We start from the raw sequence: 23,466 nt of genomic DNA, 5'->3' as shown, positions 1-23,466 counted from the left end.
TGGTAGTGTGAACAGGCCCTAAGCGCCGTGACCGATGTGATCACATGGAGAGTTTTGCCCGTGGATAGCGCTTCCAGCCGGGAGCGAAAGTCTGCGTTCCAGAACGTTGGGGACAATCTCAACATCTTGTAGCTTTCAAGCGTCCCCTTGAAAACAGAGCTCCCCTCTGGCCAGCCTTCCGGTTTCACAAACAGGCCTTTCAGCAAACGCTTGGTCACAAACCAGTAGCTGGTGAAGTACGGCAAGTCCACATAAACCAGTGTATCCGCAGCGTTCAAGCGCTGCTGGAATGACGCCAGCGGCCCAAAACCTTCGATGATCCAACTGTCTGAAGCCAGTAACTGGTCATGCGCTTCGTCGAATAACGAACGTTCTACCGGCTCACCGTTCGGCTGATATACCAGTGAATCCAACGGATACAAAGGGATGCCTGATGCGGCAGCCAGCGCTTTGCTCAACGTGGACTTGCCACTACCAGGCTTGCCAAAAACCGCGACCTTTTTCATTGATCCTCCTGAAAGACATATTCCCAAGAGGCAGAAACAACAAACCCACCTCATTGGGTGGGTTTGCAAATCAACAACGCAGCACAAACCACACCACCCCTATGGGATGATGATAATTCGCAGTGCCTGTTGCTGAAGTTTGGTGTTCATGGGTTGATCATTTTCGAAGGACGCTGGATTGTCAATCAGCGACTCGCTTCACAAGTGGGTTCGCTGATAACCCTGTATTACAAGGATGTCCGGAGCACTGACATTAATCCACTCGACCCTGATCAATCATTCTTGACTGCCGTTCATAAGCCGCAGTCAGTCCCTCACTAACCCTCTTTTCACGAGTAACAGGTTTCACCACTTCCTTGATACGCCGAATGATGAAGTTTCGCTTTCCGGGAGGGATGTCCATGAAGGCATCCACCAGCCCCTCAGTCTCCAGCATCGCCATCAAGTCTTCAGGAATCTCCACATCACCGGGATCAACCACCACAAATTCCAATTGGACCCTGTCCCCTTCCCGGGTGTTGGTGAGCTTGCGCACACTGGCCTTGATACGAATGTAGTGCTGCCCCCCACCCACGGGAAAAAGGCTAACCTGAAATGGCGCTGAATCATTGACGCAGGCTTCGACCAGCACAGGGCCTTTGGTGCCCAAAGCCTCCGTAATCGCAGGAGGGACAGGAACCGCGCAGTAATCCATGCCTTCTGCCCAGTTCTCCAACACCGCCTCAAAAGAAAAGCGCTTGCCGACAAGAGTAGGTTTAACCATGTTTTCTTCCTTGATTTGACACGTGCCCGTGACCTGGTGAACCTGCAACCATCACCGAGGCCAGCCCCAGCGATAGCACCATCTTCATTATTTTCTGATGTGAAATGGAGGGCCTGACTCTGATTATCCTGAGTGCCTGGAAGCAGTTACTCAATTCCCAATCTTGTCTTTGTCAGATCAATGGCGCTATCGCCCACCGCTACCCAGAAGCAGGCCACATCCTCCACCAGCTCATCCAGAGACAGCTCCAGATAGCCATCCAGCCAGCTGACAATAATCTCGATGGTGCCGCCAATCAGTAATGCGGATCCCACTTTGGCGATGACATGAGGCTCATCCGCCTGGTGGTACTCGATACTGAAGGCGGAGAGCGTTTGCGCCAGCTTGCGGATCACTTCCTGGCGGTGTTGCAGCGCCTGCGAGTTCTCACTGGCCACACTGAAGAGCATCCGGGTACGGCGGGGGTCGTCCACCAACCAACCGATGGCGGCTTTCAGGGCATGTCTGGCCAGCGCCGAGGTATCCAGGCCCTGCTGGATGCCAGCCAGTGCGGCAGTCTGGCCGGTCTCGATCAACTGCTCCGCCAAGTCATTCACCAAGGCCGCCGCCAATGCATCCAGGCTCTTGAAGCTCTCATAGAAATAACGCTTGTTGAGCCCCGCCTGCTGACACAACTGATGGATAGACAGAGCGCTCCACCCCATGTCGGACGCCATCGCAAAAGCAGTATCAAGCAGCGTTTGCCGGCGAGCACTAATGCGGGAAGCGGCGGACTCCCCCTGAAAGGGACGTTTTGGCTGTGTCATGAATCTGGCCTGGCTGGGGTTGCGCCATCTTATAAAGAGAGCAACACAGCCAGCAAGCCGCTATTGACTCTCTTCAAGCTTCAATCCTACTATTGGTACAGACCTGTACCAACTATTAATTCATTCACTCCTGAGGAGCTTGCTTCATGAGCATCACCGCTGCGGCCACATCGCCCTCCGCCCCCCTGTCCGACCAGGCCTATGTCGAAAGCCTGCGAACCCTGCACGCCAAATCCCCGGCAAAAGCCAAGGCCTTGGCCTGGGAACTGTTCCAGGAGCTGCAAAAACCCAGCCAGCAATACCGTCTAGCTGGCGTATTCGCGGAAGGCACGGCCCCGGAATCCCCCCACGGTGATTGCGAAGGCATCAACATGAATCTGTATGGCAACCGAGTGCTCAGGGGGCTGGATTACTTGATCAGGTTGGGGCAGATGCTTGGCGGCATGGGCTGGGCCGGAAAAACCTTTCATGCCAACGGCACCGGTTATAACCGCCTGACGCCCGGCACCAAGTTTGCCGCCATGGCGGTGATGCCGCACTACAAGCTGCGCAAGATCAACGGCGAGCTGATTGGCTTCGATTTTTATCACTGCATTGATAACTCCCCCGTGGCCCCAAACATCCCGGTGCGTTCGCTCAACTACGCGTCCCCGGAGCACAACAACCCGCTGATCCTGCCCAGAACCCGTGACGAAATCGTGGAAATTGTCCCCGGGGTCTATCTCGGTCGCGTGCTGATCCGGGACAACTTTGGCTGGAACCTCTCCGGCTACTTTGGTCTGCGTTATCCGGTGGGAGGCTGAACCATGAGCATCAAACTCAATGGCGCCGTCACCTGCGTTACCGGGGCAGCCCGTGGTATCGGCTTTGCCACGGCAAAAGCACTGGCCGATCGGGGTGCCCTCGTTGTAGTCGGTGATATCGACGAAACCGAGGCGCAAAAAGCAGCGGACACCATTGGTCGCGGAGCGATGGCGGTGCGCGTGGATGTGGCCGACCCGGCTTCCTTTACCCACTTTATTGAACAGGCAAAATCCCTGGGCCCCATCGCCCTGCTGGTCAACAATGCCGGGATTCAGCGCACTGGGCGTTTTATCGACCAGCCTCTGGACAGCCAGCACCGTGAAATCGCCATCAACCTGAGCGGCGTGATCAGCGGCATGCGGCTGGTGCTGCCCGACATGCTGGCAGCAGACTATGGCCACATCGTCAACGTGGCGTCCATGTCCGCCAAGATGACCCTGCCCGGCGTGGCGGTGTACACCGCCAGCAAGTTTGGCGTGGCCAGCCTGTCCCGTTCAGTACGTGCGGAAATTGTCGACTCCAATGTGACCATCACCACCGTGATGCCCTCGGCAGTACAAACCGAACTGGCCGCAGGACTGAATATTCGTGGTGTGCCCAAGGCCAGCCCGGAAGAGGTGGCCGAAGAAATCGTCGCCAGCTGCCTCCATTGCAAGGGTGAGATCACGGTTCCCCGCTGGCTCACACCGGTGAAGGCCATCGAAGAGGTGCTCCCTGAAAAAGTCGGCAGTTTCCTGAAAAAACTGGCCGGAGCCCAGGAGCGGCTACTGCACGATACCCCGGCATCCCGGGCCTATCAGGAGAGGGTGTCCAAACACTGATCGCCGGGTTGGGCGTCCGAATCAATCTTAAAGCCATCAAGGAGGTTTCCCATGGCAACTGTGGATCTGGACAGAATGCTGGGCAAGGTACGCTCTACCCAGTGGGCTCTGCAGGATATTGACTGGGACGCCCCGGGCGCAGAGCTGATCACCGATGAACAGTGGCCCAAACTCCGCGACTTCATGGCCGACCTGGTGTGGATAGAACACATCGGTGGACGCGGTTTTGCAGCCATGGCAAAGAGCGCACCCACCGAGACCTTGCGCCAGCTTTACACCTATTTTTATGCCGAAGAGCAACGCCACGCCAACGCAGAAATGGCGCTGATGAAACGCTGGGGCATGCTGGATGATAACGGCAACATGCCACCGCCCAACAACAACATTCGTCTGGTAGTGGACTGGATGGAACGCTATGCCGACGATCTGGATTACCGCGTACTAGGCACCGTTACCCCCGCACTGGAAGTCGCCCTGGACGGCGCCCTGTGCCAGTTCCTGCTCGACACCGTCAAGGACCCGGTCTGCCATCAGGCCTTTGCCAAAATCAACGATGACGAGTCCCGGCATCTGGGCGTCGGCTTTGCCGTCATGGAGCGTTATAGCGGTAGCCGCACAAGGGGCCGGATCAACATGGCCACCGCAAAGATGCTGGGCCGCATCCTGAAACCCCAAATCATTCTGGGTGCCGCCGTCCACTTCCCGCTAATGAACAAGATGCGCGATAACGTAATCCGCGCCGGCCTCCCCGAAGAAAAACTCTATCAAGCCATGGCCAAATTCGAAAAGATCGGCGGCCGCACCCAAGCCGGACGCAGCAACCCACTCTTTCGTATGGTCAGTGCCCACATGAAAATGGTGGCAGATCGCAGTAACCGCTATTACCACGTACCCGTGGACCTGATGGTGAAACTCACCGACCACATTCCCCAATGGGCCCTTCCGAAAAAACCGAGCTGGGCCGGCGAGGTGACATGGAAGCCAACCGACGAGAGTGAAGCACCTCGCTGAACACTGGAATATTGGCGTCAGGTCTCGCCTTTTGCCTTCCTGGTCATGGGTTCAAGACCAGATCCAAATGTTCGCTATATCTAGGATTTTCCAATGGAAGAAGGGAAATCCAGCTCCTTTTTTACAAATATTTCTTTAACGCCCTTCTTTTGCTCGAGAAATTGCTGCCTCAATAGCAGCCTTTGCTTGTGGGCTATTTTTCCAGCAGGTTGTCCTCAGCATTGAAGCAACCATGTCCGCTATATCCTCCGCCTGATAAGTCGCCAACTCAGAAAGCGTATCGATACCCACTTCCTCAAACCTTTTCAGGACAGTCGGACCAACGCCCTTGACCGATAAGAGCACTTCTTTTTCTGCATCAGAAAATGCCACAAGACCTCCCACAGAACGCTAACCCACCCGAAATCATGCCTTTGTACCATACAGGCTGCCTTACCCCTTCCCTCGAATAAACGTGGCAATCTGGCAATCTTCCAAGCCCCGCTCAATCCGCCCATCTATATCTCCTCTCTCAGAAACCAGTTCGGGTCGCGGGGGGAGATGGCTTGGCAAACGGATATTTTTAACAATACCCAAGTTGTATAACGCATTCAGAACCCACCACCCCGGATCTGGCTCATCGGTATATAGACCTAGCATCGCCGATCTAGGGTACGCATGATGATTGTTGTGCCATGCTTCACCCATAGAGATTAACCCGGCCAGGCGAATGTTGTGGCCCTGTACAGCAGCACCATCAACCCGCCAAGTGCGCTCTCCATGGTTGTGTGCAAAGTATCCGATGAACCAATGCCCGCCCACTGAGACGACTATGCGAACGGAAATCCCCCATACCAGCCAGCTTAAGCCTCCAATCCAATAAAGTGGCACCGCAAGCACTAGCTGTTGCCACATCCATGTCTTTTCGATAAACCGATAGAATGGATCGGACGTAACACTTTCTTCAATACAAAACTCTGGGGGATTGTCCAGCCTCAGATCACAATTGAGTTGCCACCAGCCATCTTTAATCATGCTGGAACCGTGCAGCAAATAATCATGGCAGCGCGTTTGACGCTGTGCCCAATCTCTCAGGTCATGCTGTCGCATCATCCCGATGGGGCCCGCCATACCAACCAGAGTTCCCAGATATACAAACAGGTACTCCATCCACTTTGGGCATTCGTAAGACCGGTGGATCAAAAGCCTGTGCATCCCGAGTGAATGACCAAAGCATAATGTCACAGCGGTTAGCACAATAAATATGGCAATAGATGAAACAGAGGCAACAAAGGGAGCGACCAAGATCAAAGTCAGAAAATGGAACAGGAACCAAATCGACTTGCTCGGGCTCCACAAGACCCTCCCCGCAAAGGCGTCTGTGCCTGTTTTGGTTCTAACCCTTTCTGTGTTAAACATGGCTGCCCCTGTATTGATATTTTTTTGGGGCCCCTTTTCCCATCCGGGCTCGTGGCAGACCTGGCCCCGAATCACGACCCTGTAAATCTAGCGAGTACCTGCTCAGTTTTCCATCGGCTTCAGTACCAGCTGAATACCAGCCTGCTCTGCTTCGGGAGCGATCAAATCGTGATATTTTTCATCCGCTACTACCATAATAGTAACCCCCTGAAGCGCCGCTGGCTCAGCCAGGGCTAAGGCATCGCGAACGGCGCGAGCCGTGAGCGACGGGTTATTCCCGCCAATTACTACGTTTGTTAAACCGTTCTGTTTGGCATTCTCCAGATCCCTAAGCATGGGTTCGGCCCGAGAGGATCGCCCAGTCAACTCCCCCAGAGAGATCGACAGCACATCTGAAAGAGCACCATATGAAGCGACTCGGGTCACCACGTATGCGCCGGAATACTGCTCACTACCCATGGCCATTAGCTCGGCGTCTGAAACGGTAGTGGAGGCGCACCCAGTAAAGAAAATTGCGAGGAAAATAAAAATAACTCTCATCTTTTTCTGCTCTTGATTAATTTATAAATTCCAGCATAGCCAGTTGTGGTTACAGATCTTCTGGTTAGGAGAAGGTGCCCACTAAAGTGGGGGAACTACACTTGCAACCTTGGGGTCAGATCTTGCCTTTTGCTATCTTGAGCACGGGGCAAGACCTGACCCCGAATCGCAAAGATATTTACGTCCCTGCCACCGCGATTATCAAGCTCGCCACAGCAACTACAGCGGTAATCCACCAGCGCCTTTCCTGTGCATGCTTGATTTCCCGCTCGTGGAGGCTGATTGCTATTTCCACTAGCTTCGTAACTTCAGAAGGAGCTAGAGGAGGTCGTGACAATCGCTTCTTCCCCGTTTTCTTCTCATCTTCAGCAAGTCGAATTACCTCTTCACGAGGAAGCAATTTTCGTGTGTATGTATCATAGTTGCGCTCGCGGCTGCGACGCCAGACCACCGAGATATTTTCTCTTTGCGTTGTGAAAAATTCCGGATGCTGTTTAAAGACTGTTTCCCAATTTGGAGCAGATACTGGTGTCCGCCCTAGACGTTTTTCCCATTTTTCTAGGCTCCGGCTTGCAAAGCGATACGTCCCAAGCACTTGAATGGCTGCAATTAGGTCAGCCAATCTATTAGGATTTGCTATATATGGTGATGTTTTTAGTTTTATTCTCGACATGATCTACAACACCTAGGCTCGCCAACCGATTTGGAGGCACAACAAGCAGTATGGGGCTGGCCTATCATATCCCCCCTCGCAAACTTGGGGTCAGGTCTTGAATGTTGCCCTTAAGTTCACGGGGAAAGACCTGATTCAATTTTTGTGGGAAATGTGAGGTCTGACCCCCGTAGCTCCTTTCTGCGACAGCAGTGCTCTGTTATGCATTTACCTTGTTTAAAATGAGATCCTCAGCGTACGCAATCCCCTTAGGAGAAATAATACATTCGCCTGTACCTCTGTATTCTATAAACCGGCCAGCATGAAGCTGCTTTAGAGTTCGCTTAAAGTAAGCTTGGTTTTTATACTCGATAATTTCCAAAAGCTTTTTGTCAAAAACCTCTTCAGTTGCATATAACAAGAATATTACTTGCTCTTTAATAGAGAGCCCTTCCGCCAAGACCCTAGTAATATCAGCTTCTTCCCAAATCCCCTCGACATTCCTTTCTACGATGTGATCGACTATCTTTGATGTCTCTTCAGGTTTATATGAAGAGTTCAGACGAATAAGTTCAGCCAAAACCCATTTGACTGTCGAAACAATAAATGTTGCGTCTAGATGGTTAGGGCTGACGGTAGAAATATGGCCAACACCACGCTTGTTCCTAATTCCATAAACTGTTAACAAGGCTCTCGGGATATGGATACGATACGAGTCATCTCCTTGAGAATTAACGTAACTCAGCATTGTTTTATCATTAAAAGCTGGCAAACCTTTACTAATAGCTGTGTACTTTCCGAATAGCTTTAACTCTATTAGCCGGCGAACAGACTCTACAAAATGTCCGGCGTCTAATTCACTTGTTTTCCAAGACTTAATAAAATAATTTCTTTCCACTTCTTTGTACGAGTCTATAATGAGGTCTGATAGTGCTTTATCGGACGCCGACTCGATTATATTTCGTACTTTATTCTCCATTTAAATCTTCCAGCAATTCTTCGGCACGCTCAACTCCAGGCAAAGTTAGCTTGCAGGTCTTGGAAGAGGATCCCTTTTTACCATCTATAATTAAGTATTCACGCGCACCCTGTAGCGTGGCAGAAAAATTCTTTGAGTCTAAACACCCTTGCTGCTCACAAAGATCGCGGATTTCTTGAAATGATACACCTTCCACCCCAACAGACCTTTTTCCCCAAAGATATGCTAATGCCGTGTTTACCGATTTCTTAGCATTGTTTGTACCGGGCATTCTCTTGATGATCTTCACATCCTTATCTTCGATATGCAGCACTCTAGGGAATGACTTGTTGTCAAAACCGTGCTCTGACTTCTCGCCAGGGGCTAGAGGTTCAGCGGGAGGAGGAGGCACAAAGTCATCATTATGTCGCGGCAGATCTTGTGAGGGCTTATTCTTGCTTTGTAGAGCCTCCAAGATAATGTCTTTAAAGTTTTCGATTTGCTGTGACACAAATAATTCGGAGCCTGAAATTTCAAAGACCCCCTCTTCTAAAGATAAGTGCAACTTTGCTTCTGAGTTACTCATTCCTACCCCTTGGTATATTTAGTGTATTGCATGACAACGAATTAATTAGAACGCTCCTAACAACCCGGTTCCGTATAACTCCGAGCGCCCCTCCCCGCTCAACCTATCAAAATACTCTCATATCAATCAGTTAGAGTGAAATAGCCAATGTCTTACACGGAGTTCATAGGAACGTTCCTTTGAACTCCTTTCCTGCTATCCCGTTTTCAGTCATTCGAAATGCAATTGAAATCAATGAGTTGGCTTTTCACTCCCAGAGTTATGAGGAAGGTTCCGTTGAAAACGGGCACGGCTTTCACTTCATCGCCATGTATCCATGCCTGGCGATCGTCTGATGTACAATCCTCCCCACATTCTCCAGAGCCCTAGCTAATGCGTACCTTCGTCCTCCGCGCCCGTGCGGCCTCTACCAACAGCCAGACCCTGCTGGCCAATGTGGGTGGTGATGCCCATAGCGAGATCCTGGCGCATACCCTGATGAATGCGATCTTTGTGGCGCAGTCTCACCGGGAGGATGTGGTGGTGCATCTGGTACTGGAGAGCACCCAGGATTATTCGCGCACCATCACCTTCGCAGCCGCGGAGATGCGGGATATTGGTGGGTTTCATGAGCAGGCGTTGCTGGCCAAGGTGGTGCGGGCGCTGGATGCTTCTGCGGGGATGGGCAAGGAGCAGATGAAGGCGGTGGAGAGTGGCATCAGCGTGCGTACGCTGAGCTTTGAAAAGCTGGTGAAGGAGCTGGCCGAGGATGGCCATCAGCTGTACATGATGGACCCGAAGGGCGAGAGCATTCGCGAGCTGGCTTTTGCCGATAAGCCCTGCTTCCTGCTTACCGATCACATTCCCATGCCGAAGAAGAGCTTCAACAGCCTGAAGCGGCTGGGCACCGAGAAGATCAGCCTGGGGCCGACCATGCTGTTTGCGTCGCAGTGTGTGGTGTTGATTAATAATGAGCTTGATTTGGCGGGGCAGTGAACAGTGAACAGTGAACAGTGAACAGTGAACAGTGAACAGTGAACAGTGAAGGCTGCCCGACCGGCACACCTTGTCAAGTTATTATCAGGTTTGTTCCTTTTTTAAACGCATGAGGCCGCGCCCGAAATCCGGGCGCGGCCTCATGCGTTTAAGTACCAACAACGCGCTATCGCGCCGCTGTTCACTGTTCACTATTCACTGTTAACTAACTTTCCAGCCAGACTTCCCGCGCCCACTGCCAAATACTCCCCCACTCTTCCTCCTCGCTAATGCCTGCGCCAGGCACCCAAAGCAACACTGCGCCTTCCTGAGACATGGCGTAGATGCCGTTGGGCGCTTCGCAGACCGGAATCAGGTAGCGGGGCATGCCTTGGTCCCAGGCGTTGGCGGCCATTTCCGGGAGAAAGTTGTGGGCGTAGTCATCCATTACTGTGGCGGGTTCCAGACTGCCGCAGAGGATGTCGCTGGCGTTGAGCAGGAACTCCTTGTAATCACCGGGTAACGGGATCAGAAGTTGTTCCTCTATTTCTACCAGGCGGTCTTCGTCGGGTAATTCCAGTGCCACCAAACCACCTTGGTGGCGTTCGCGCAGCAGTTCGATCACGTCTTCCATATAAAAACCTTGTTAACCACAGAGGTCACCGAGAGCGCAGAGAAAGAAAAAGGTTTCCCTCAGTGAACTCCGTGACCTCCGAGGTAAAAAATCGTCTACCCCCGACGGAACGGGAACAGGAACTGTTTGACCACCCCTTCTGGTACCTGGGTGCTGGCACGGGTGCCGTACTCGGCGGCCAGGTGTTTGGGCATGATCAGTGTGCCGAACAGTTTATCGTAGATGGGCAGGAAGGCCGCGTAGTTTTTATCCACCGCTTCGTCTTCAGAGGAGTGGTGCCAGTGGTGGAATTCCGGGGTGGCGATAAGCCAGCGAATACCCGGGAAACGGAACCGCACATTGGCGTGGATAAAGATGGCGTGGAAGGACACGAAGACCAGGTAGGCGTACACCGCCGACGGCGCAAAGCCGAGAATGAAGATAGGCAAGTAGCCCACAAAACGGTTGGCGATGATTTCCACCACATGCAGGCGTGAAGACGCCAGCCAATCCATCTTGGTAGTGGAGTGATGCACGGCATGGAATTTCCACAGCCAGGGCACTTCGTGAAAGGCGCGATGAATCCAGTAGCTGCCCAGATCAATGACAATCAGGATCTCGATAAACTGTAGCCACAGGGGCTGGCTGGCGATCACCTGCTGGAAGCCCACGTCCACCTTGTCGTGCAGGTAAACCTGAATAGGAATGACGGTGAAGAAACTGATCAGCTGGAGGCCCACATGGCTGAACAGAAAGTACTTCATGTCGGTGATCCAGCCACCTCGCAGGGTCTTCTGTTGCGGGTCTTTGGGGAAGGCGCGCTCCAGCGGGATGAATACCAGGGCCAGCACCAGCAAGGTAAGAATAAAATAGTCCAGCCCGGCATAGAGGCTACGGCCATCCACCGGCGGCACATCCAGCCGCCCGGAGCCGATCAGCGCGGCCATGCACGCCAGCACCATACCGATGATGCCGTAGCGCTTTTCCTGATGCCGGAACACACTGAAGAAGCCGCAGGTGAAGCCGATACCGATGCCGATAAACAGGGCAATGCGCAGTACCTCAGCGTTATAGAAGCCGCGAAACTCCGGGGTGGTAAAAATCTCGGGATAGAGAAAACAGAAGCTGCCCATCAGCGCCAACAGGCCAAGTCCAATGGACACAGTGGCGGTAATCTTGCCCTGCCCCGGCGTCAGATCCACCTCTTCATAACGTTCCCGCAAAAATTCACTCATGGGCTCCCTCCTCAATTCTCCCAAAGCCTGCCTGACACCCCCACAATTGGGCCAGTACAGGGCCGTAACAAGCTGCTACACTGCGCGTTCAATAGAGCTGCAAGTCTCAAGTGGCAAGTTTCAAGGCGCGAGTGGTTTTCGTTGCCAGATTGAAGTCGATCCCCCGCGAACCACTCTTCGCGTAGAACTGCCTGCCAGCCTGGCTCTTCCCTAAAGCCGCGTTGCAACTTGAAACTTGTATCTTGCTACTCACCACAGCACGCAATATTCACATATTTGATCACGCCAAAGTATGCCTCTACTCACGCTTCGCGAAATACAGCTCAGTTATGGCCAGCAGGCCTTGCTTGACCATGTGAACCTTTCCATCGACAGCGGCGAGCGGCTGTGTCTGATCGGCCGCAACGGGGCTGGCAAGTCCACCCTGATGAAAGTGATCGCCGGTGAGATCCAGGCAGACGACGGCCAGATCGAGAAGCCTCAGGGCCTGAGTGTGGCACGGCTGGAGCAGGAGGTCCCGGATGATCAGGATCACACTGTTCACTATATGGTGTCACAGGGGCTCGGGGAGCACGGCGCGCTGTTGAGCGAGCATGCCGAGCTGAGCCACCAGCTGGCGGACGGTGACGACAAGGTGCTGGCGCGCTTTGAGGTTTTGAGCAGCGAGATTGAAGCTCGCGGTGCCTGGCAGCTGTCCCAGCGAGTGGATACCGCCCTGTCCAAGCTGAGCCTGGATGGCGACGTGCAGTTCGCCGGTCTGTCCGGCGGGATGAAGCGTCGGGTGTTGCTGGCCCGTGCACTGGTACAGGAACCGGACATTCTGCTGCTGGACGAGCCCACCAACCACCTGGATATGGAATCCATCCAGTGGCTGGAAGAATTCCTGAAAAGCTATGGCGCCACCCTGGTGTTCATTTCCCACGACCGTGCCTTTATCCGCGCGTTGGCCACTCGCATCATTGAGCTGGATCGCGGTCAGCTGACCAGCTGGCCCGGCAGCTATGAAAAGTACCTGACGGGCAAGCAGGCGCAGCTGGATGCGGAAGAGAAAGCCAACGCCGAGTTCGACAAGAAACTGAGTCAGGAAGAAAAGTGGATTCGCCAGGGCATCAAGGCCCGCCGCACCCGCAATGAAGGCCGGGTACGGGCCCTGAAAGCCATGCGCGACGAGTTCGCCCAGCGCCGCAACCGCACCGGCACGGCCAACCTGACCATCCAGAGCAGCGACAACTCCGGCAAGATCGTGGTGGAAGCCGACAATATCAGCTATGCGGTGGGCGGCAAGCAGATCGTCAAGGACTTCTCCGTTACCTTGATGCGCGGCGACCGGGTGGGCATTCTCGGCCCCAATGGCTGTGGCAAATCGACGCTCATTCGCCTGTTACTGGATCGTCTCAAGCCGGATGCCGGCACAGTCAAAATCGGCACCCAGCTGCAGGTGGCCTACTTCGACCAGCTGCGCGACACCCTGGATGAAGAAAAGAGCGTGATCGACAACGTGGCCGAAGGCTCCGATGTGATCAGCCTGAATGGCCAGAACAAGCATGTGATTGGCTACCTGCAGGACTTCCTGTTTGATCCTGGCCGGGTACGCCAACCGGTGAAATCCCTGTCTGGCGGCGAGCGCAACCGGCTACTGCTGGCCAAGCTGTTTACCAAACCGTTCAACCTGTTGGTGCTGGATGAGCCCACCAATGACCTGGATGCGGAAACCCTGGAGCTGCTGGAAGAGCAGCTGATGAACTATCAGGGCACGCTACTGCTGGTCAGTCATGACCGGGAGTTCATCGATAATGTGGTGACCTCCACACTGGTTTTCGAACACGGTCACATAAACAGCTATGTGGGCGGATATCAGGACTGGATTCGCCAACGACCGGAACCTGTGAAGGAAAAGCCCGTCAAAGCCGAGAAGCCGGCAGCGCCGGCCAAAGACGATGCGCCCAAACGCAAGAAGCTGTCCTACAAGGATCAGCGGGAACTGGAACAGCTCCCCGCCACCATTGAACAATTGGAAGGCGATCTGGAGGCGGTACAGGCCCGAATGTCTGACCCGGCTTTCTACAAGGGCGCCCCGGCCGATATTACGGCCGCCCAACAGCAACAGACCGAGCTGCAGACGGCACTGGAAGCCGCCTATGCCCGCTGGGATGAACTGGACCAGCTCGGCTGAATACGTACAAGGAGAGGTTGTGCAACCATCGATCCGCTATCTGGGAATCCTGTGCCTGAGCCTGTGGCTGGCCACCAGCCCGGCATGGGCTACCGAGGTGGAAGACGAAGAGCGGGCGATAGAACGCCAGCAAGAAACGGATCACCCGGCACCGGCCAAACCCGCCCATGCTGCCACCCAGTCGGACACCACTGAAGCAGAAGGCGAACCAGAGCCACAACAGACGGCTCTGGCGCTGCTCAACCGCAAGGTGGAACCCGGGACATTCGCCACCCTTCACTGGACGCCGGATCAATCGTTCGCCTCCATCGCGACCCCGGTACCCGTGTTGGTAGCACATGGAAAAAAACCTGGCCCCCTGCTCTGCCTGACCGCAGCCATTCATGGTGACGAACTGAACGGCATCGAGATGGTGCGCCGTCTGATGTATGAGCTGGAACCGGATCAGCTGGCCGGTACCGTGATCGGGGTGCCCATCGTCAATCTGGATGGCTTCCGCAGCGGTAGCCGTTACCTGAGCGATCGCCGGGATCTGAACCGCTATTTCCCCGGCACCCGCAAAGGTAGCGCCGCAGCCCGCGTGGCCCACTCGCTGTACAGCAGTATCGTCAGCCACTGTGATTACCTGGTGGATCTGCACACCGGTTCCCAGAAGCGCGTTAACCTGCCACAGCTGCGTGCTGACCTGGATAACCCGGATGTCGTCGCCTTCGCCAAGCATTTTGGTGGCATGACGGTTCTGCACAGCCCTGGCGTTGCTGGCATGCTGCGTGATGCGGCAGTAAAAGACGGCATCATCTCCGTGACCATGGAAGCCGGTGGCCCTAACCGTCTGGAACCTCAGGCGGTGAACTATGGTGTGCAGGCACTGGAAACCCTGCTGGAAAACCTGAAGATGCGGAAGGCCAGCCGTTTCTGGAGCGCCCCCCAGCCGGTATTCTTTGAATCAGAATGGATCCGTGCTGCCCAGGGCGGCATTCTGCTTTCCGAGGTAAAACTCAATGACAGAGTGAAGAAGGGCCAGATCCTCGGCACCGTCACCGACCCGATTAGCAATACTGGCAGCGCCATCATCGCCCCCTACGATGGTCGGGTATTGGGGATGGCAGTGAATCAGGTAGTCCACGCCGGGTTTGCGGCTTTCCGGATAGGGGAAGTGAAGACCACGGAAGAAGTGGAAGCGCAGGCGGAAAAAGCCAGTAAGGAAAAAACCCATTCGCAGCCCGATGCAGACGAAAGCAGTGACGACAACAACGAAGCGTCGCCTCATTCGGCAAGCACGGGCACTAACAGCGATGGCATCGCAGCGGTGGAAGACAGCAACGACCCGGACGAAACCACGGAAGAGTAAGCACCTGCCAACCTGACACGCTCACACGGCGCACTGTCCTCGCTACAATCCCATTGAGCGAGGACAGTGTTGGCTTTACTGCACTGTCAGCTGATCCTGCATCTTCGCCAACGTTTTTTCACCAATTCCCTTCACAGCCAGCAGCTGGTCCACGCTGGTAAAGGGACCATTGGCTTCACGCCAGGCAACAATGGATTCCGCCGTCTTCGGACCCACACCTTTCAGCTCCTGAAGCTGGTTGGCATCCGCAGTATTAAGATTGATACGCGCGGTCTGGCTGGCCGTCTCGGCTGCGCCTGCCGGTGTCACAGGATTGACCTCTACCGCAAGGGAAAGGCTGCTGACTGCAAGCATAAAAATGGCGAAAACAAACTGGATTCCTTTCATGGTTGATCTCCTTGTCATTGGAGAAAGCACCATAAAAGGCTGCCTCGTTACGGGTTATCAGCTAACGAGGCCAATTCGTGTCAGCAGGTCAGGAAAGGCTCTGTAATATTTCGTCCACCACCGCTGTAGGCTGAGCGGCCTGAGTGATCGGGCGGCCGATGACCATGTAATCCACGCCGGCATCGCGGGCCTGCACCGGGGTGAGTACCCGGCGCTGATCGCCAGCTTCCGCACCCACCGGGCGAATACCCGGCGTCACCAAGGCAAAGTCCATGCCGCAGGCTTCCTTGAGCATGATGGCTTCCTGCGCGGAACATACCACCCCATCCATCCCCGACGCCTTGGACAGCTCGGCCAGGCGACGCACCTGCACCTCGGGAAGATCCACGATGCCGACCTGCTCCAGGTCAGCAGATTCCATACTGGTGAGCACCGTCACCGCGATCAGCAGCGGGCGGCTGGTGTGGTTGGCGATGGCATTGGCTGCCGCTTCCATCATCCGCTGACCACCACTGGCGTGCACATTCACCATCCAGATGCCCATGTCCGCAGCAGCGGATACTGCACCCGCCACGGTGTTGGGGATGTCATGGAATTTGAGATCGAGAAACACCTCGAAGCCCTTGTCATGCAGGGCATCCACCACTGCCGGTCCACTGCGGGTAAAGATTTCCTTACCCACCTTTACGCGTACTTTGGCGGGATCGAGCTGATCCGCCATGGCCAGGGCCTGAGCCTGATCGGGGTAATCCAGAGCAACAACAACGGGGCTGGCAATAGTCATGGCAGGAATCCTGGGTGGTGGGTGGCGGGGGTATGGTAGGCGTTGCTTGGAAGTGGTTCAAGAATGGCCTGGCTTGATGCTCCTGCCGGCAATGCCAAGATGAAGAGGTGATAGCCGCTGTAGGAGCGGACGTTCGGCCGCGAACCGAGCGCAGCGAGGCGACCGGAGGGAGATCATCCTTTTGCACCTGTCGAGATGTCTGATCGCCCTGCGGTCGATTGGTGCGCGCAGCCAGGACTCTCACGACGTTTCCGGGCTCTTTACCTCGCTTTGGCTCGGTTCGCGGCCGAACGTCCGCTCCTACAGCTGCTTCGTAGAAACGCCAAGGAAATCAGGACCTTTAGGCCAGACCAATCCTATCGAGCCTGGTTCGTAGCTCACCGCTGATAGCTCATGGCTCACAGCGGCGTCTAAACCTCCTTCACCACCGGCTTGATGGTGCCCCAGCGTTTGCAGCTTGGGCAGCGCCATTGCATCAGCGGGGTTTCAAAGCCGCAGCGGCGGCATTTGTAGAGGCTTTTGTTGTTGACCAGTTTCTCGGACATTTGCCGCAGCGCATCCAGGTGCTCGCGGGCTTCGCCTTCCACAATGCCGGCCAGGCTCATGTCGAGGATCTTGTTGAGGCCACGCACGGACGGGTTGGCCTTCATGTACTCGCCGATGAAGTCAGCGGCTTCCTTGTCACCGTAACGCTCTTTCAGCGCCTCGGAGAGCAGCAGAATGCGGCTGGTGCTGGGTTTCTCTGCACTGTAGTCGGCCAGCATCTGAATAAAATCTTCGCTCTTCTCCTGGGCCTCATAGCAGCTACGCAGCTTGTCGAGCACTTCATCGAAGTAGTCGCTGTCCTGCACCCAGATACGCTGGAAAGCCTGGATGGCGGCCTCCCAGTTTTGCTCGGCCATTTCCAGCTCCCCTTCCTGGAAACTGGCGCGCACGCAATTGTTATCCAGCGAAAGGGCTTTGCGAAGCATGCGGCGGGCGGGGTTGATGTCCTTGTCGCGCCGGAGGTTCTCGGCCTGCTCACAGCAGTACTGGGCCAATACCGGCACCAGCTCGGGGCGGTTTTTCAGCAGCCGCTCCCCCATGCTGATCGCATTGATCCAGTCCCGTTCCTGTTCGTACAAACCCATCAGCTGGCTGCAGACTTCATCCTTGGCATCGCAATCCTGATCCAGCATTTCCAGCAGTACTTGCTCGGCCAGATCAAAAATACCGCTGGCGAGGTAATCCTGAGCCAGTTCCAGCTGAATTTCTTCCTGCACCGGGCGAGCGTAATCGCCATGCTCGAGCAGATGGGTATGAAGCTGGGCGGCGCGATCAAATTCGCCACGTTTGCGGAACAGCTTGCCCAACGCCAGGTGGGTGTCGAGTCCCTCTTCACCCACATCAAGGCCCTTCAACAGGGCTTCAATGCCTTTGTCTGGCTCTTCATTGAGGAAGAAGTTGATGCCGGCCACATAGTCCTTTGACAGGGAGGCCATGCGGCGACGCTGGCGGCGCTTGCTCTCTCGCCGCCCCAGAAAGAACCCCGCTCCGATTGCTACAAAGAAGAGCGGGATCAACCACAGGGATTCATTCATGAAAACAGGCTCTTGAGACCACGCAGGCCAATACCGGCCAATAATCCGGCAAACAGGCCGATGGCCAGTACACCGATCACCAGCACACCCAGAGACACTTCCCAGTGCCACTGGTCAACCAACAGATCCAGAATCACCAGGTCCCGATTGCTGGTCACAAACAGGAACGCAATAAAGAATACGGCCACTACGGCCAAAATCACCAGAATGCGGTAGAGATTACGCATGGCAGGTTTCCTCTTTCCGGCCCTCGCCGGTTACAGCATGGGAACCGGTCAGCTGGCTGCCACCTGGCCGCCCTCGGAGTCAGAGTCCTGGTGTTCACCACCTTCCAGCTGCAGGGAATCATTCACGCGTTCGCGCAATTCCTTGCCTGGCTTGAAATGGGGGACATATTTACCGTGCAGCTCAACGCTGGCACCGGTTTTGGGATTGCGTCCCACACGGGGGGCGCGGAAGTGGAGGGAAAAACTGCCGAAGCCGCGAATTTCAATGCGACCTCCGCCGGCCAGGGAATCGGCCATTTCCTCGATCAGCGTTTTGACTGCCAGTTCCACATCCTTGGGCGACAGTTGCGACTGTCGTTCGGCAATACGCTCAATCAGTTCAGACTTGGTTAACGCCATTACAGCTTGCTCCCTGGGCTCCCAGCCCAGTGGGGTCGGCGTGATTGCCGACCCCGCGGGAGGAGCCGATTAAGACTCGTTGCTGTTTTCCATCTGCTGCTTGATCAGATCACCGATGGTCTTCGGCGCATTGGCATCCTGCTGTTCAGACAGGTTGTCCATGGCTTCACGCTCATCAGCCTGATCCTTCGCTTTGATGGACAAGCTCAGTGCACGGTTCTTGCGATCAACGTTGACGATCTTGGCTTCCACTTCGTCGCCCACGTTGAGCACTTCGGTCGCATCGTTAACGCGGTCGCGGCTGATTTCGCTGGCACGCAGGGTACCTTCGACATTCTCAGCCAGCTCTACGGTGGCCGCTTTCGCGTCTACCGCAATGACCTTGCCTTTAACAATTGCGCCCTTGTCATTAGCAGCAACATACTGAGCAAACGGATCGTCTGTCAACTGCTTGATACCCAAGGAAATTCTTTCGCGCTCTGCATCGATGGACAGAACCACGGTTTCCAGCTCGTCACCCTTGTTGAAGTTACGCACAGCGTCTTCGCCCTGCTCTTCCCAAGAGATGTCGGACAGGTGCACCAGACCGTCGATACCGCCTTCCAGACCGATGAAGATACCGAAGTCAGTGATGGACTTGATCTTGCCGGAAATGCGCTCGCCTTTCTGGTATTTCTGCTCGAAGGCATCCCACGGGTTGGACTGACACTGCTTGATACCCAGGGAGATACGACGACGATCTTCGTCGATGTCCAGGATCATCACTTCCACTTCGTCGCCGATCTCTACAACCTTGGACGGGTGGATGTTCTTGTTGGTCCAATCCATTTCGGATACGTGAACCAGACCCTCTACACCTTCCTCGATTTCGGCGAAGCAGCCGTAGTCGGTCAGGTTGGTTACCTTGGCCTTCACCTTGGCACCTTCCGGGTACTTGCCCACGATGTCGTGCCACGGATCTTCGCCCAGCTGCTTCAGACCCAGGGAAACACGCATCTTCTCGCGGTCGAACTTCAGTACCTTGACGTCGATTTCCTGACCTACTTCCACGATCTCGCTCGGATGCTTGATGCGCTTCCAGGCCATATCGGTGATGTGCAGCAGGCCGTCGATGCCGCCCAGGTCTACGAACGCACCGTAGTCGGTCAGGTTCTTCACGATACCCTTGACTTCCATGCCTTCCTGCAGGGATTCCAGCAGCTGCTCGCGCTCTTGAGAGTGCTCAGCTTCCATCACCGCACGACGGGAAACGACCACGTTGTTGCGCTTGGGATCCAGCTTGATGACTTTGAAGTCCAGCTCTTTGCCTTCCAGGTGAGCAACGTCGCGCACCGGACGGATGTCTACCAGAGAGCCCGGCAGGAAGGCGCGGATGGGACCGATGTCCACAGTGAAACCGCCTTTTACCTTGCCAGAAATCTGACCTTTTACGATCTCGTCGTCGTCGAAAGCTTTTTCCAGCTCGCCCCATACTTCGGCGCGCTTGGCTTTTTCACGGGACAGGCGAGTGAAGCCCATGCCATCGTCGATGGCGTCTACGGCTACATCTACTTCATCGCCTTCGGCGATTTCCAGTTCACCTGCCTCGTTGATGAATTCGTCACGGGCAATAATGCCTTCGGATTTCAGGCCCGCATTAACAGTTACCCAATCGCTATCGATGGCAACAACGGTACCTTTGATGATGGAACCACGAGCAACGTCGAGGTCCTTGAGGCTTTCTTCAAAAAGATCAGCAAAAGATTCAGTCATGTTTCTCTCTGTTTACATTCACATGCCAACCAGCAGACATGGGTTATGGATAATTGGACCCGCCCTCCCCAGCTGGCTTACTTTGTGAGGGAGTGACAGATCAGCCGCTTGAACACAGAATCAAAAACGCCCCGCGACAAGGGTTGCCGAAGGGTGCCATGGGTGTGTGACTGCTGCGTTACGTCTGGCTGAACAGGTTCAAACCAGCTGTCGCGCCGCAGCCTCGTCGAGAATCCGGTTTACCACGTCATCAACCGAAAGTGTTGTGGAATCAATCACCACGGCATCGTCTGCCGGGCGCAATGGCGCCACCTCACGGTTCATGTCACGGTCATCCCGGGTGCGGATGTCCTCAACAAGGGTCGCGAGGGTAGCACCAAACCCCTTTTCCTTCAACTGCTCAAAGCGCCGTCTGGCGCGCTCTTCAGCGCTGGCGGTGAGGTAAATCTTGAGGGGAGCATCGGTAAACACCACGGTACCCATATCCCGGCCATCCGCTACCAGCCCCGGAGACTCCGCAAACGCCTGCTGGCGGGCCAGCAGCGCATCACGCACCGGCTGCAACACCGCCACCTGGCTGGCCAGCTCGCCGACGCTTTCCTGGCGGATGATATTGGAGACATCTTCGCCGTCCAGAATCACTGCTGTTTCCCCCTGGCTCTCCACAAATCGCACCGGGAGGGCTTTGGCCAACGACACCAAGGCGGCCTCATCATCCAGCGCAACCCCTTGATTTCTGGCGTAATAGCCCAGAACCCGGTAGAGCGCACCGGAATCCAGCAGGTGCCAGCCCAAACGTGCAGCCACCAGTCGTGCCACGGTACCTTTACCGGAGGAAACCGGCCCGTCGATAGTGAGTACGGCGGTTTCCGTCATTTTTCCTCCAGCTGCAGGCCGGCATGGGCGGACAGCTGGGCAAAGCCCGGGAAACTGGTCGCCACGTTGGCACAATCATGAATAGTGATGGGGCCATTGGCACGCAGGGACGCCATGGCAAAGCTCATGGCGATACGATGGTCACCGTGGGACTGAATCTCACCACCACCGAACTCGCCACCGGTGATGCGGATGCCGTCTTCAAATACTTCGTGATCCACACCCAGGGCGGCCAGGCCATCGGCCATCACCTGGATACGGTCAGATTCCTTCACCCGCAACTCTTCCGCACCGCGCAGGATGGTGTCGCCTTCGGCACAGGCGGCGGCGATGAAAATGGCCGGGAATTCGTCGATGGCCAGGGGCACCAGCTCCTCGGGAATCTCAATACCCTTCAGCGGCGCAGATTTCACCACGATATCCGCCACCGGCTCACCACCGGCATCGCGCTGGTTTTCCAGGCGGATATCCGCCCCCATCAGCTTGAGGATGTCGATCACGCCGGTACGAGTGGGATTGATCCCCACGTGCGGCAACGTCACTTCGCTGCCTTCGGCAATGGACGCGCCGACCAGGAAAAAGGCGGCAGAGGAAATGTCTGCCGGGACTTCCAGCTTGCAGGCAGTGAGCTTGCCACCGCCCTGCACCGCGCTGGTGGCGCCGTCACGGCGTACGGCATAGCCGAAACCGCCCAGCATGCGTTCGGTGTGGTCACGGGTGGGCGCGGGTTCGGTGACCGAGGTTTCCCCTTCGGCATACAGGCCACCCAGCAAGACGGCAGATTTTACCTGGGCCGAGGCCATGGGCAGATCATAGTGGATCGCCTTGAGAGACTGGCCGCCACGAATGCGCACTGGCGGACGCCCTTCATCGCCGGTGGTGATCTGGGCTCCCATGTCACGCAGGGGCTTGGCCACCCGCTCCATGGGGCGCTTGGAGAGAGACGCATCACCGGTGAGCTCCACATCAAAGGCCTGACCAGCCAGCAGACCGGTGAGCAGACGCATGGAGGTGCCCGAGTTACCCATGTACAGCGGCTTGTTGGGCGCTTTCAGGCCATGCAAACCAACACCATGGATGGTCACCTGACCATTATTGGGGCCTTCGATCACCACGCCCATGTCGCGGAATGCCTGCAGGGTTGCCAGAGCATCTTCCCCTTCCAGGAAACCCTCTACCTCGGTCACCCCGTCCGCCAGGGAACCCAGCATAATGGAACGGTGGGACATGGATTTATCGCCGGGCACGCGGATGCGGCCATTCAGCTTGCCACCCGGGCTCATCAGATAGGTCGGGTTGGCCTTGCTTGTGTCTGTCATGATTGTGTCGTCACCTGAATGTTGGGCGCGAGTATAGGAAGTGCGCCCGTTCATGGCCATAAAGTGTGCCCGGGCCGTATTGGCGCGGGTCATGATGCCCATCAGGGCATCGGAATCCCCTCTTTCCACGGCGTCGCGGAAACGGTCGATGCCATTGCTGAACAGGCCCAGCGCCTGCAACAGGGCGGCCTTGTTCTCCCGGAAAATGTCGTGCCACATGACCGGGTCGGAGCTGGCAATCCGGGTGAAGTCCCGAAAACCGCCGGCAGCATAGCGGAAAATCTCGTTGGAATCCCCCTGCCGGGCCAGAGTATCCACCAGGGAGAAAGCCAGCAGGTGCGGCAGGTGGCTGGTTTCCGCCAGCACCTGGTCGTGGTAATCCGGCGACATCTGCAGCACTTCGGCGCCCATGGCAGTCCAGATAGCGCGCACTTTGGCGGTGGCTGCCGGGTCGGTATCGTCGGTGGGGGTCAGGATCACCCGATGATCCCGGTACAGGGTCGCATCCGCCGCCGTCACGCCACTTTTTTCCTTGCCGGCAATGGGGTGACCGGGCACGAAGCGGGAATAATGCTCCCCCAACGCCTCACGGGCAGCCGTAATCACGTTGCCTTTAACGCTGCCGCCGTCGGTGACGATCGCGGAGCGGGAAAGGCCCGGCTTCAGGGCCGCCAGCACCTTGCCCATGGCGGACACCGGAGTGGACACGAATACCAGGTCCGCGCCTTTTACCGCCTCTGCCAGATCCTGGCTACCGTCATCCACCACCCCCAGGGCAATGCCCTGCTCCAGGGTGCGCGCCGAGCGCGAGCCGGCCACGATGGAATTGGCCAGACCGTTCTCTCGGGCAGCAGCAGCAAAGGAACCGCCAATCAGGCCGAGGCCAATGATGGCGATGCGATTGAAGAGTGGTTCAGACATTCGAGCGCCCACCTTCCTCTGTAGGAGCGCCGCTTGAGGCGCTAACCGAA

General features: G+C 55.9%; 25 protein-coding genes. 6 read left to right on the top strand and 19 right to left on the bottom strand.

From position 1 onward, the window contains the following. The 3 genes from Y5S_RS14175 to Y5S_RS14165 form a co-directional block, all read right to left on the bottom strand. Positions 1-506: P-loop NTPase family protein (locus tag Y5S_RS14175; RefSeq protein WP_035233846.1), on the bottom strand; the 506-nt coding region annotated here is incomplete at its 3' end. Positions 507-759: 253 nt separating this feature from the next. Next, on the bottom strand, positions 760-1,269 hold the full coding sequence (locus tag Y5S_RS14170; protein ID WP_035233844.1) for a YdeI/OmpD-associated family protein: 510 nt from the start codon (positions 1,267-1,269) through the stop codon (positions 760-762). 146 nt (positions 1,270-1,415) lie between these two features. After that, positions 1,416-2,075: a TetR/AcrR family transcriptional regulator gene (locus tag Y5S_RS14165; protein WP_081939781.1), complete on the bottom strand. Its 660-nt coding sequence runs from the start codon at positions 2,073-2,075 to the stop codon at positions 1,416-1,418. Positions 2,076-2,221: 146 nt separating this feature from the next. On the opposite strand from Y5S_RS14165, the gene Y5S_RS19220 reads away from it, so the two are divergent. Genes Y5S_RS19220 through Y5S_RS14150 form a run of 3 tightly spaced genes read left to right on the top strand, consistent with a single transcriptional unit; the run spans position 2,222 to position 4,711 of the window. After that, on the top strand, positions 2,222-2,878 hold the full coding sequence (locus Y5S_RS19220) for a hypothetical protein (protein WP_052041618.1): 657 nt from the start codon (positions 2,222-2,224) through the stop codon (positions 2,876-2,878). Positions 2,879-2,881: 3 nt separating this feature from the next. Next, positions 2,882-3,700 carry an SDR family oxidoreductase gene (locus Y5S_RS14155; protein WP_035233840.1) on the top strand — a complete coding sequence of 273 codons (819 nt, stop codon included), beginning with the start codon at positions 2,882-2,884 and terminating at the stop codon, positions 3,698-3,700. Between the two features lie 51 nt (positions 3,701-3,751). Then, a complete protein-coding gene (locus tag Y5S_RS14150) occupies positions 3,752-4,711 on the top strand; it encodes a hypothetical protein (protein WP_035233838.1) in 960 nt (319 codons plus the stop codon). A 135-nt stretch (positions 4,712-4,846) separates the two neighbouring features. Here the strand turns inward: Y5S_RS14150 and Y5S_RS14145 are convergent, their stop codons facing one another. From Y5S_RS14145 to Y5S_RS14125, 6 genes are all read right to left on the bottom strand, one after another. Next, the gene (locus Y5S_RS14145) at positions 4,847-5,083 is read right to left on the bottom strand and encodes a helix-hairpin-helix domain-containing protein (protein ID WP_035233836.1); all 237 of its coding nucleotides are present in this window, start codon (positions 5,081-5,083) and stop codon (positions 4,847-4,849) included. Between the two features lie 60 nt (positions 5,084-5,143). After that, the gene (locus Y5S_RS14140; protein WP_035233832.1) at positions 5,144-6,109 is read right to left on the bottom strand and encodes an acyl-CoA desaturase; all 966 of its coding nucleotides are present in this window, start codon (positions 6,107-6,109) and stop codon (positions 5,144-5,146) included. A 102-nt stretch (positions 6,110-6,211) separates the two neighbouring features. Next, positions 6,212-6,649: a hypothetical protein gene (locus Y5S_RS14135; protein WP_035233829.1), complete on the bottom strand. Its 438-nt coding sequence runs from the start codon at positions 6,647-6,649 to the stop codon at positions 6,212-6,214. Positions 6,650-6,827: 178 nt separating this feature from the next. Further along, a complete protein-coding gene (locus tag Y5S_RS19740; RefSeq protein WP_156107785.1) occupies positions 6,828-7,322 on the bottom strand; it encodes a hypothetical protein in 495 nt (164 codons plus the stop codon). Positions 7,323-7,521: 199 nt separating this feature from the next. Continuing rightward, positions 7,522-8,280, bottom strand: a complete 759-nt coding sequence (locus Y5S_RS14130) for a hypothetical protein (RefSeq protein ID WP_035233827.1) — start codon at positions 8,278-8,280, stop codon at positions 7,522-7,524. Beyond that, positions 8,270-8,845, bottom strand: coding sequence for a hypothetical protein (locus tag Y5S_RS14125; RefSeq protein WP_035233826.1), 576 nt, complete (start codon positions 8,843-8,845; stop codon positions 8,270-8,272). Before Y5S_RS14125 ends, Y5S_RS14130 begins: the two co-directional genes overlap by 11 nt. A 372-nt stretch (positions 8,846-9,217) precedes the next feature. Here Y5S_RS14125 and trmY point away from each other — a divergent pair, with 372 nt between their 5' ends. Continuing rightward, entirely contained in the window at positions 9,218-9,820 is a 603-nt protein-coding gene (gene trmY, locus Y5S_RS14120; RefSeq protein ID WP_035233825.1) for a tRNA (pseudouridine(54)-N(1))-methyltransferase TrmY, read from the top strand. A gap of 205 nt (positions 9,821-10,025) precedes the next feature. Here the strand turns inward: trmY and Y5S_RS14115 are convergent, their stop codons facing one another. Together Y5S_RS14115 and Y5S_RS14110 are read right to left on the bottom strand one after the other, a co-directional pair. Beyond that, positions 10,026-10,433, bottom strand: coding sequence for an SMI1/KNR4 family protein (locus Y5S_RS14115; RefSeq protein ID WP_035233823.1), 408 nt, complete (start codon positions 10,431-10,433; stop codon positions 10,026-10,028). 95 nt (positions 10,434-10,528) lie between these two features. Next, positions 10,529-11,647 carry a sterol desaturase family protein gene (locus tag Y5S_RS14110; protein ID WP_035233821.1) on the bottom strand — a complete coding sequence of 373 codons (1,119 nt, stop codon included), beginning with the start codon at positions 11,645-11,647 and terminating at the stop codon, positions 10,529-10,531. 292 nt (positions 11,648-11,939) lie between these two features. Here Y5S_RS14110 and Y5S_RS14105 point away from each other — a divergent pair, with 292 nt between their 5' ends. Both Y5S_RS14105 and Y5S_RS14100 read left to right on the top strand, forming a co-directional pair. Then, positions 11,940-13,820: an ATP-binding cassette domain-containing protein gene (locus Y5S_RS14105; RefSeq protein ID WP_035233820.1), complete on the top strand. Its 1,881-nt coding sequence runs from the start codon at positions 11,940-11,942 to the stop codon at positions 13,818-13,820. Positions 13,821-13,839: 19 nt separating this feature from the next. Beyond that, positions 13,840-15,171, top strand: coding sequence for a succinylglutamate desuccinylase/aspartoacylase family protein (locus Y5S_RS14100; protein ID WP_231552698.1), 1,332 nt, complete (start codon positions 13,840-13,842; stop codon positions 15,169-15,171). 75 nt (positions 15,172-15,246) lie between these two features. Here the strand turns inward: Y5S_RS14100 and Y5S_RS14095 are convergent, their stop codons facing one another. The 8 genes from Y5S_RS14095 to Y5S_RS14060 all read right to left on the bottom strand — a co-directional run bounded on the left by Y5S_RS14095 (position 15,247) and on the right by Y5S_RS14060 (position 23,416). Beyond that, positions 15,247-15,558, bottom strand: coding sequence for a ComEA family DNA-binding protein (locus Y5S_RS14095; RefSeq protein WP_035233819.1), 312 nt, complete (start codon positions 15,556-15,558; stop codon positions 15,247-15,249). Positions 15,559-15,646: 88 nt separating this feature from the next. Next, positions 15,647-16,342: an orotidine-5'-phosphate decarboxylase gene (pyrF, locus tag Y5S_RS14090; RefSeq protein ID WP_035233818.1), complete on the bottom strand. Its 696-nt coding sequence runs from the start codon at positions 16,340-16,342 to the stop codon at positions 15,647-15,649. Positions 16,343-16,752: 410 nt separating this feature from the next. Further along, on the bottom strand, positions 16,753-17,922 hold the full coding sequence (gene lapB, locus Y5S_RS14085; RefSeq protein ID WP_035233817.1) for a lipopolysaccharide assembly protein LapB: 1,170 nt from the start codon (positions 17,920-17,922) through the stop codon (positions 16,753-16,755). Beyond that, positions 17,919-18,149, bottom strand: coding sequence for a DUF1049 domain-containing protein (locus Y5S_RS14080; protein ID WP_035233815.1), 231 nt, complete (start codon positions 18,147-18,149; stop codon positions 17,919-17,921). The genes lapB and Y5S_RS14080 overlap by 4 nt, the downstream gene beginning before the upstream one ends. A gap of 48 nt (positions 18,150-18,197) precedes the next feature. Next, positions 18,198-18,548: an integration host factor subunit beta gene (ihfB, locus tag Y5S_RS14075; protein WP_035233813.1), complete on the bottom strand. Its 351-nt coding sequence runs from the start codon at positions 18,546-18,548 to the stop codon at positions 18,198-18,200. A gap of 69 nt (positions 18,549-18,617) precedes the next feature. Further along, a complete protein-coding gene (gene rpsA, locus Y5S_RS14070; protein WP_035233811.1) occupies positions 18,618-20,300 on the bottom strand; it encodes a 30S ribosomal protein S1 in 1,683 nt (560 codons plus the stop codon). A 198-nt stretch (positions 20,301-20,498) separates the two neighbouring features. Further along, on the bottom strand, positions 20,499-21,176 hold the full coding sequence (gene cmk / locus Y5S_RS14065) for a (d)CMP kinase (protein ID WP_035233809.1): 678 nt from the start codon (positions 21,174-21,176) through the stop codon (positions 20,499-20,501). Further along, positions 21,173-23,416, bottom strand: coding sequence for a bifunctional prephenate dehydrogenase/3-phosphoshikimate 1-carboxyvinyltransferase (locus Y5S_RS14060; RefSeq protein ID WP_035233808.1), 2,244 nt, complete (start codon positions 23,414-23,416; stop codon positions 21,173-21,175). The genes cmk and Y5S_RS14060 overlap by 4 nt, the downstream gene beginning before the upstream one ends. Between the last annotated feature and the right edge of the window lie 50 nt (positions 23,417-23,466).

Source organism: Alcanivorax nanhaiticus (assembly GCF_000756665.1).
GTDB lineage: Bacteria > Pseudomonadota > Gammaproteobacteria > Pseudomonadales > Alcanivoracaceae > Alcanivorax > Alcanivorax nanhaiticus.
Note: the sequence above shows the minus strand (reverse complement) of the source record. Positions and strands in the feature narration are given on the sequence as shown.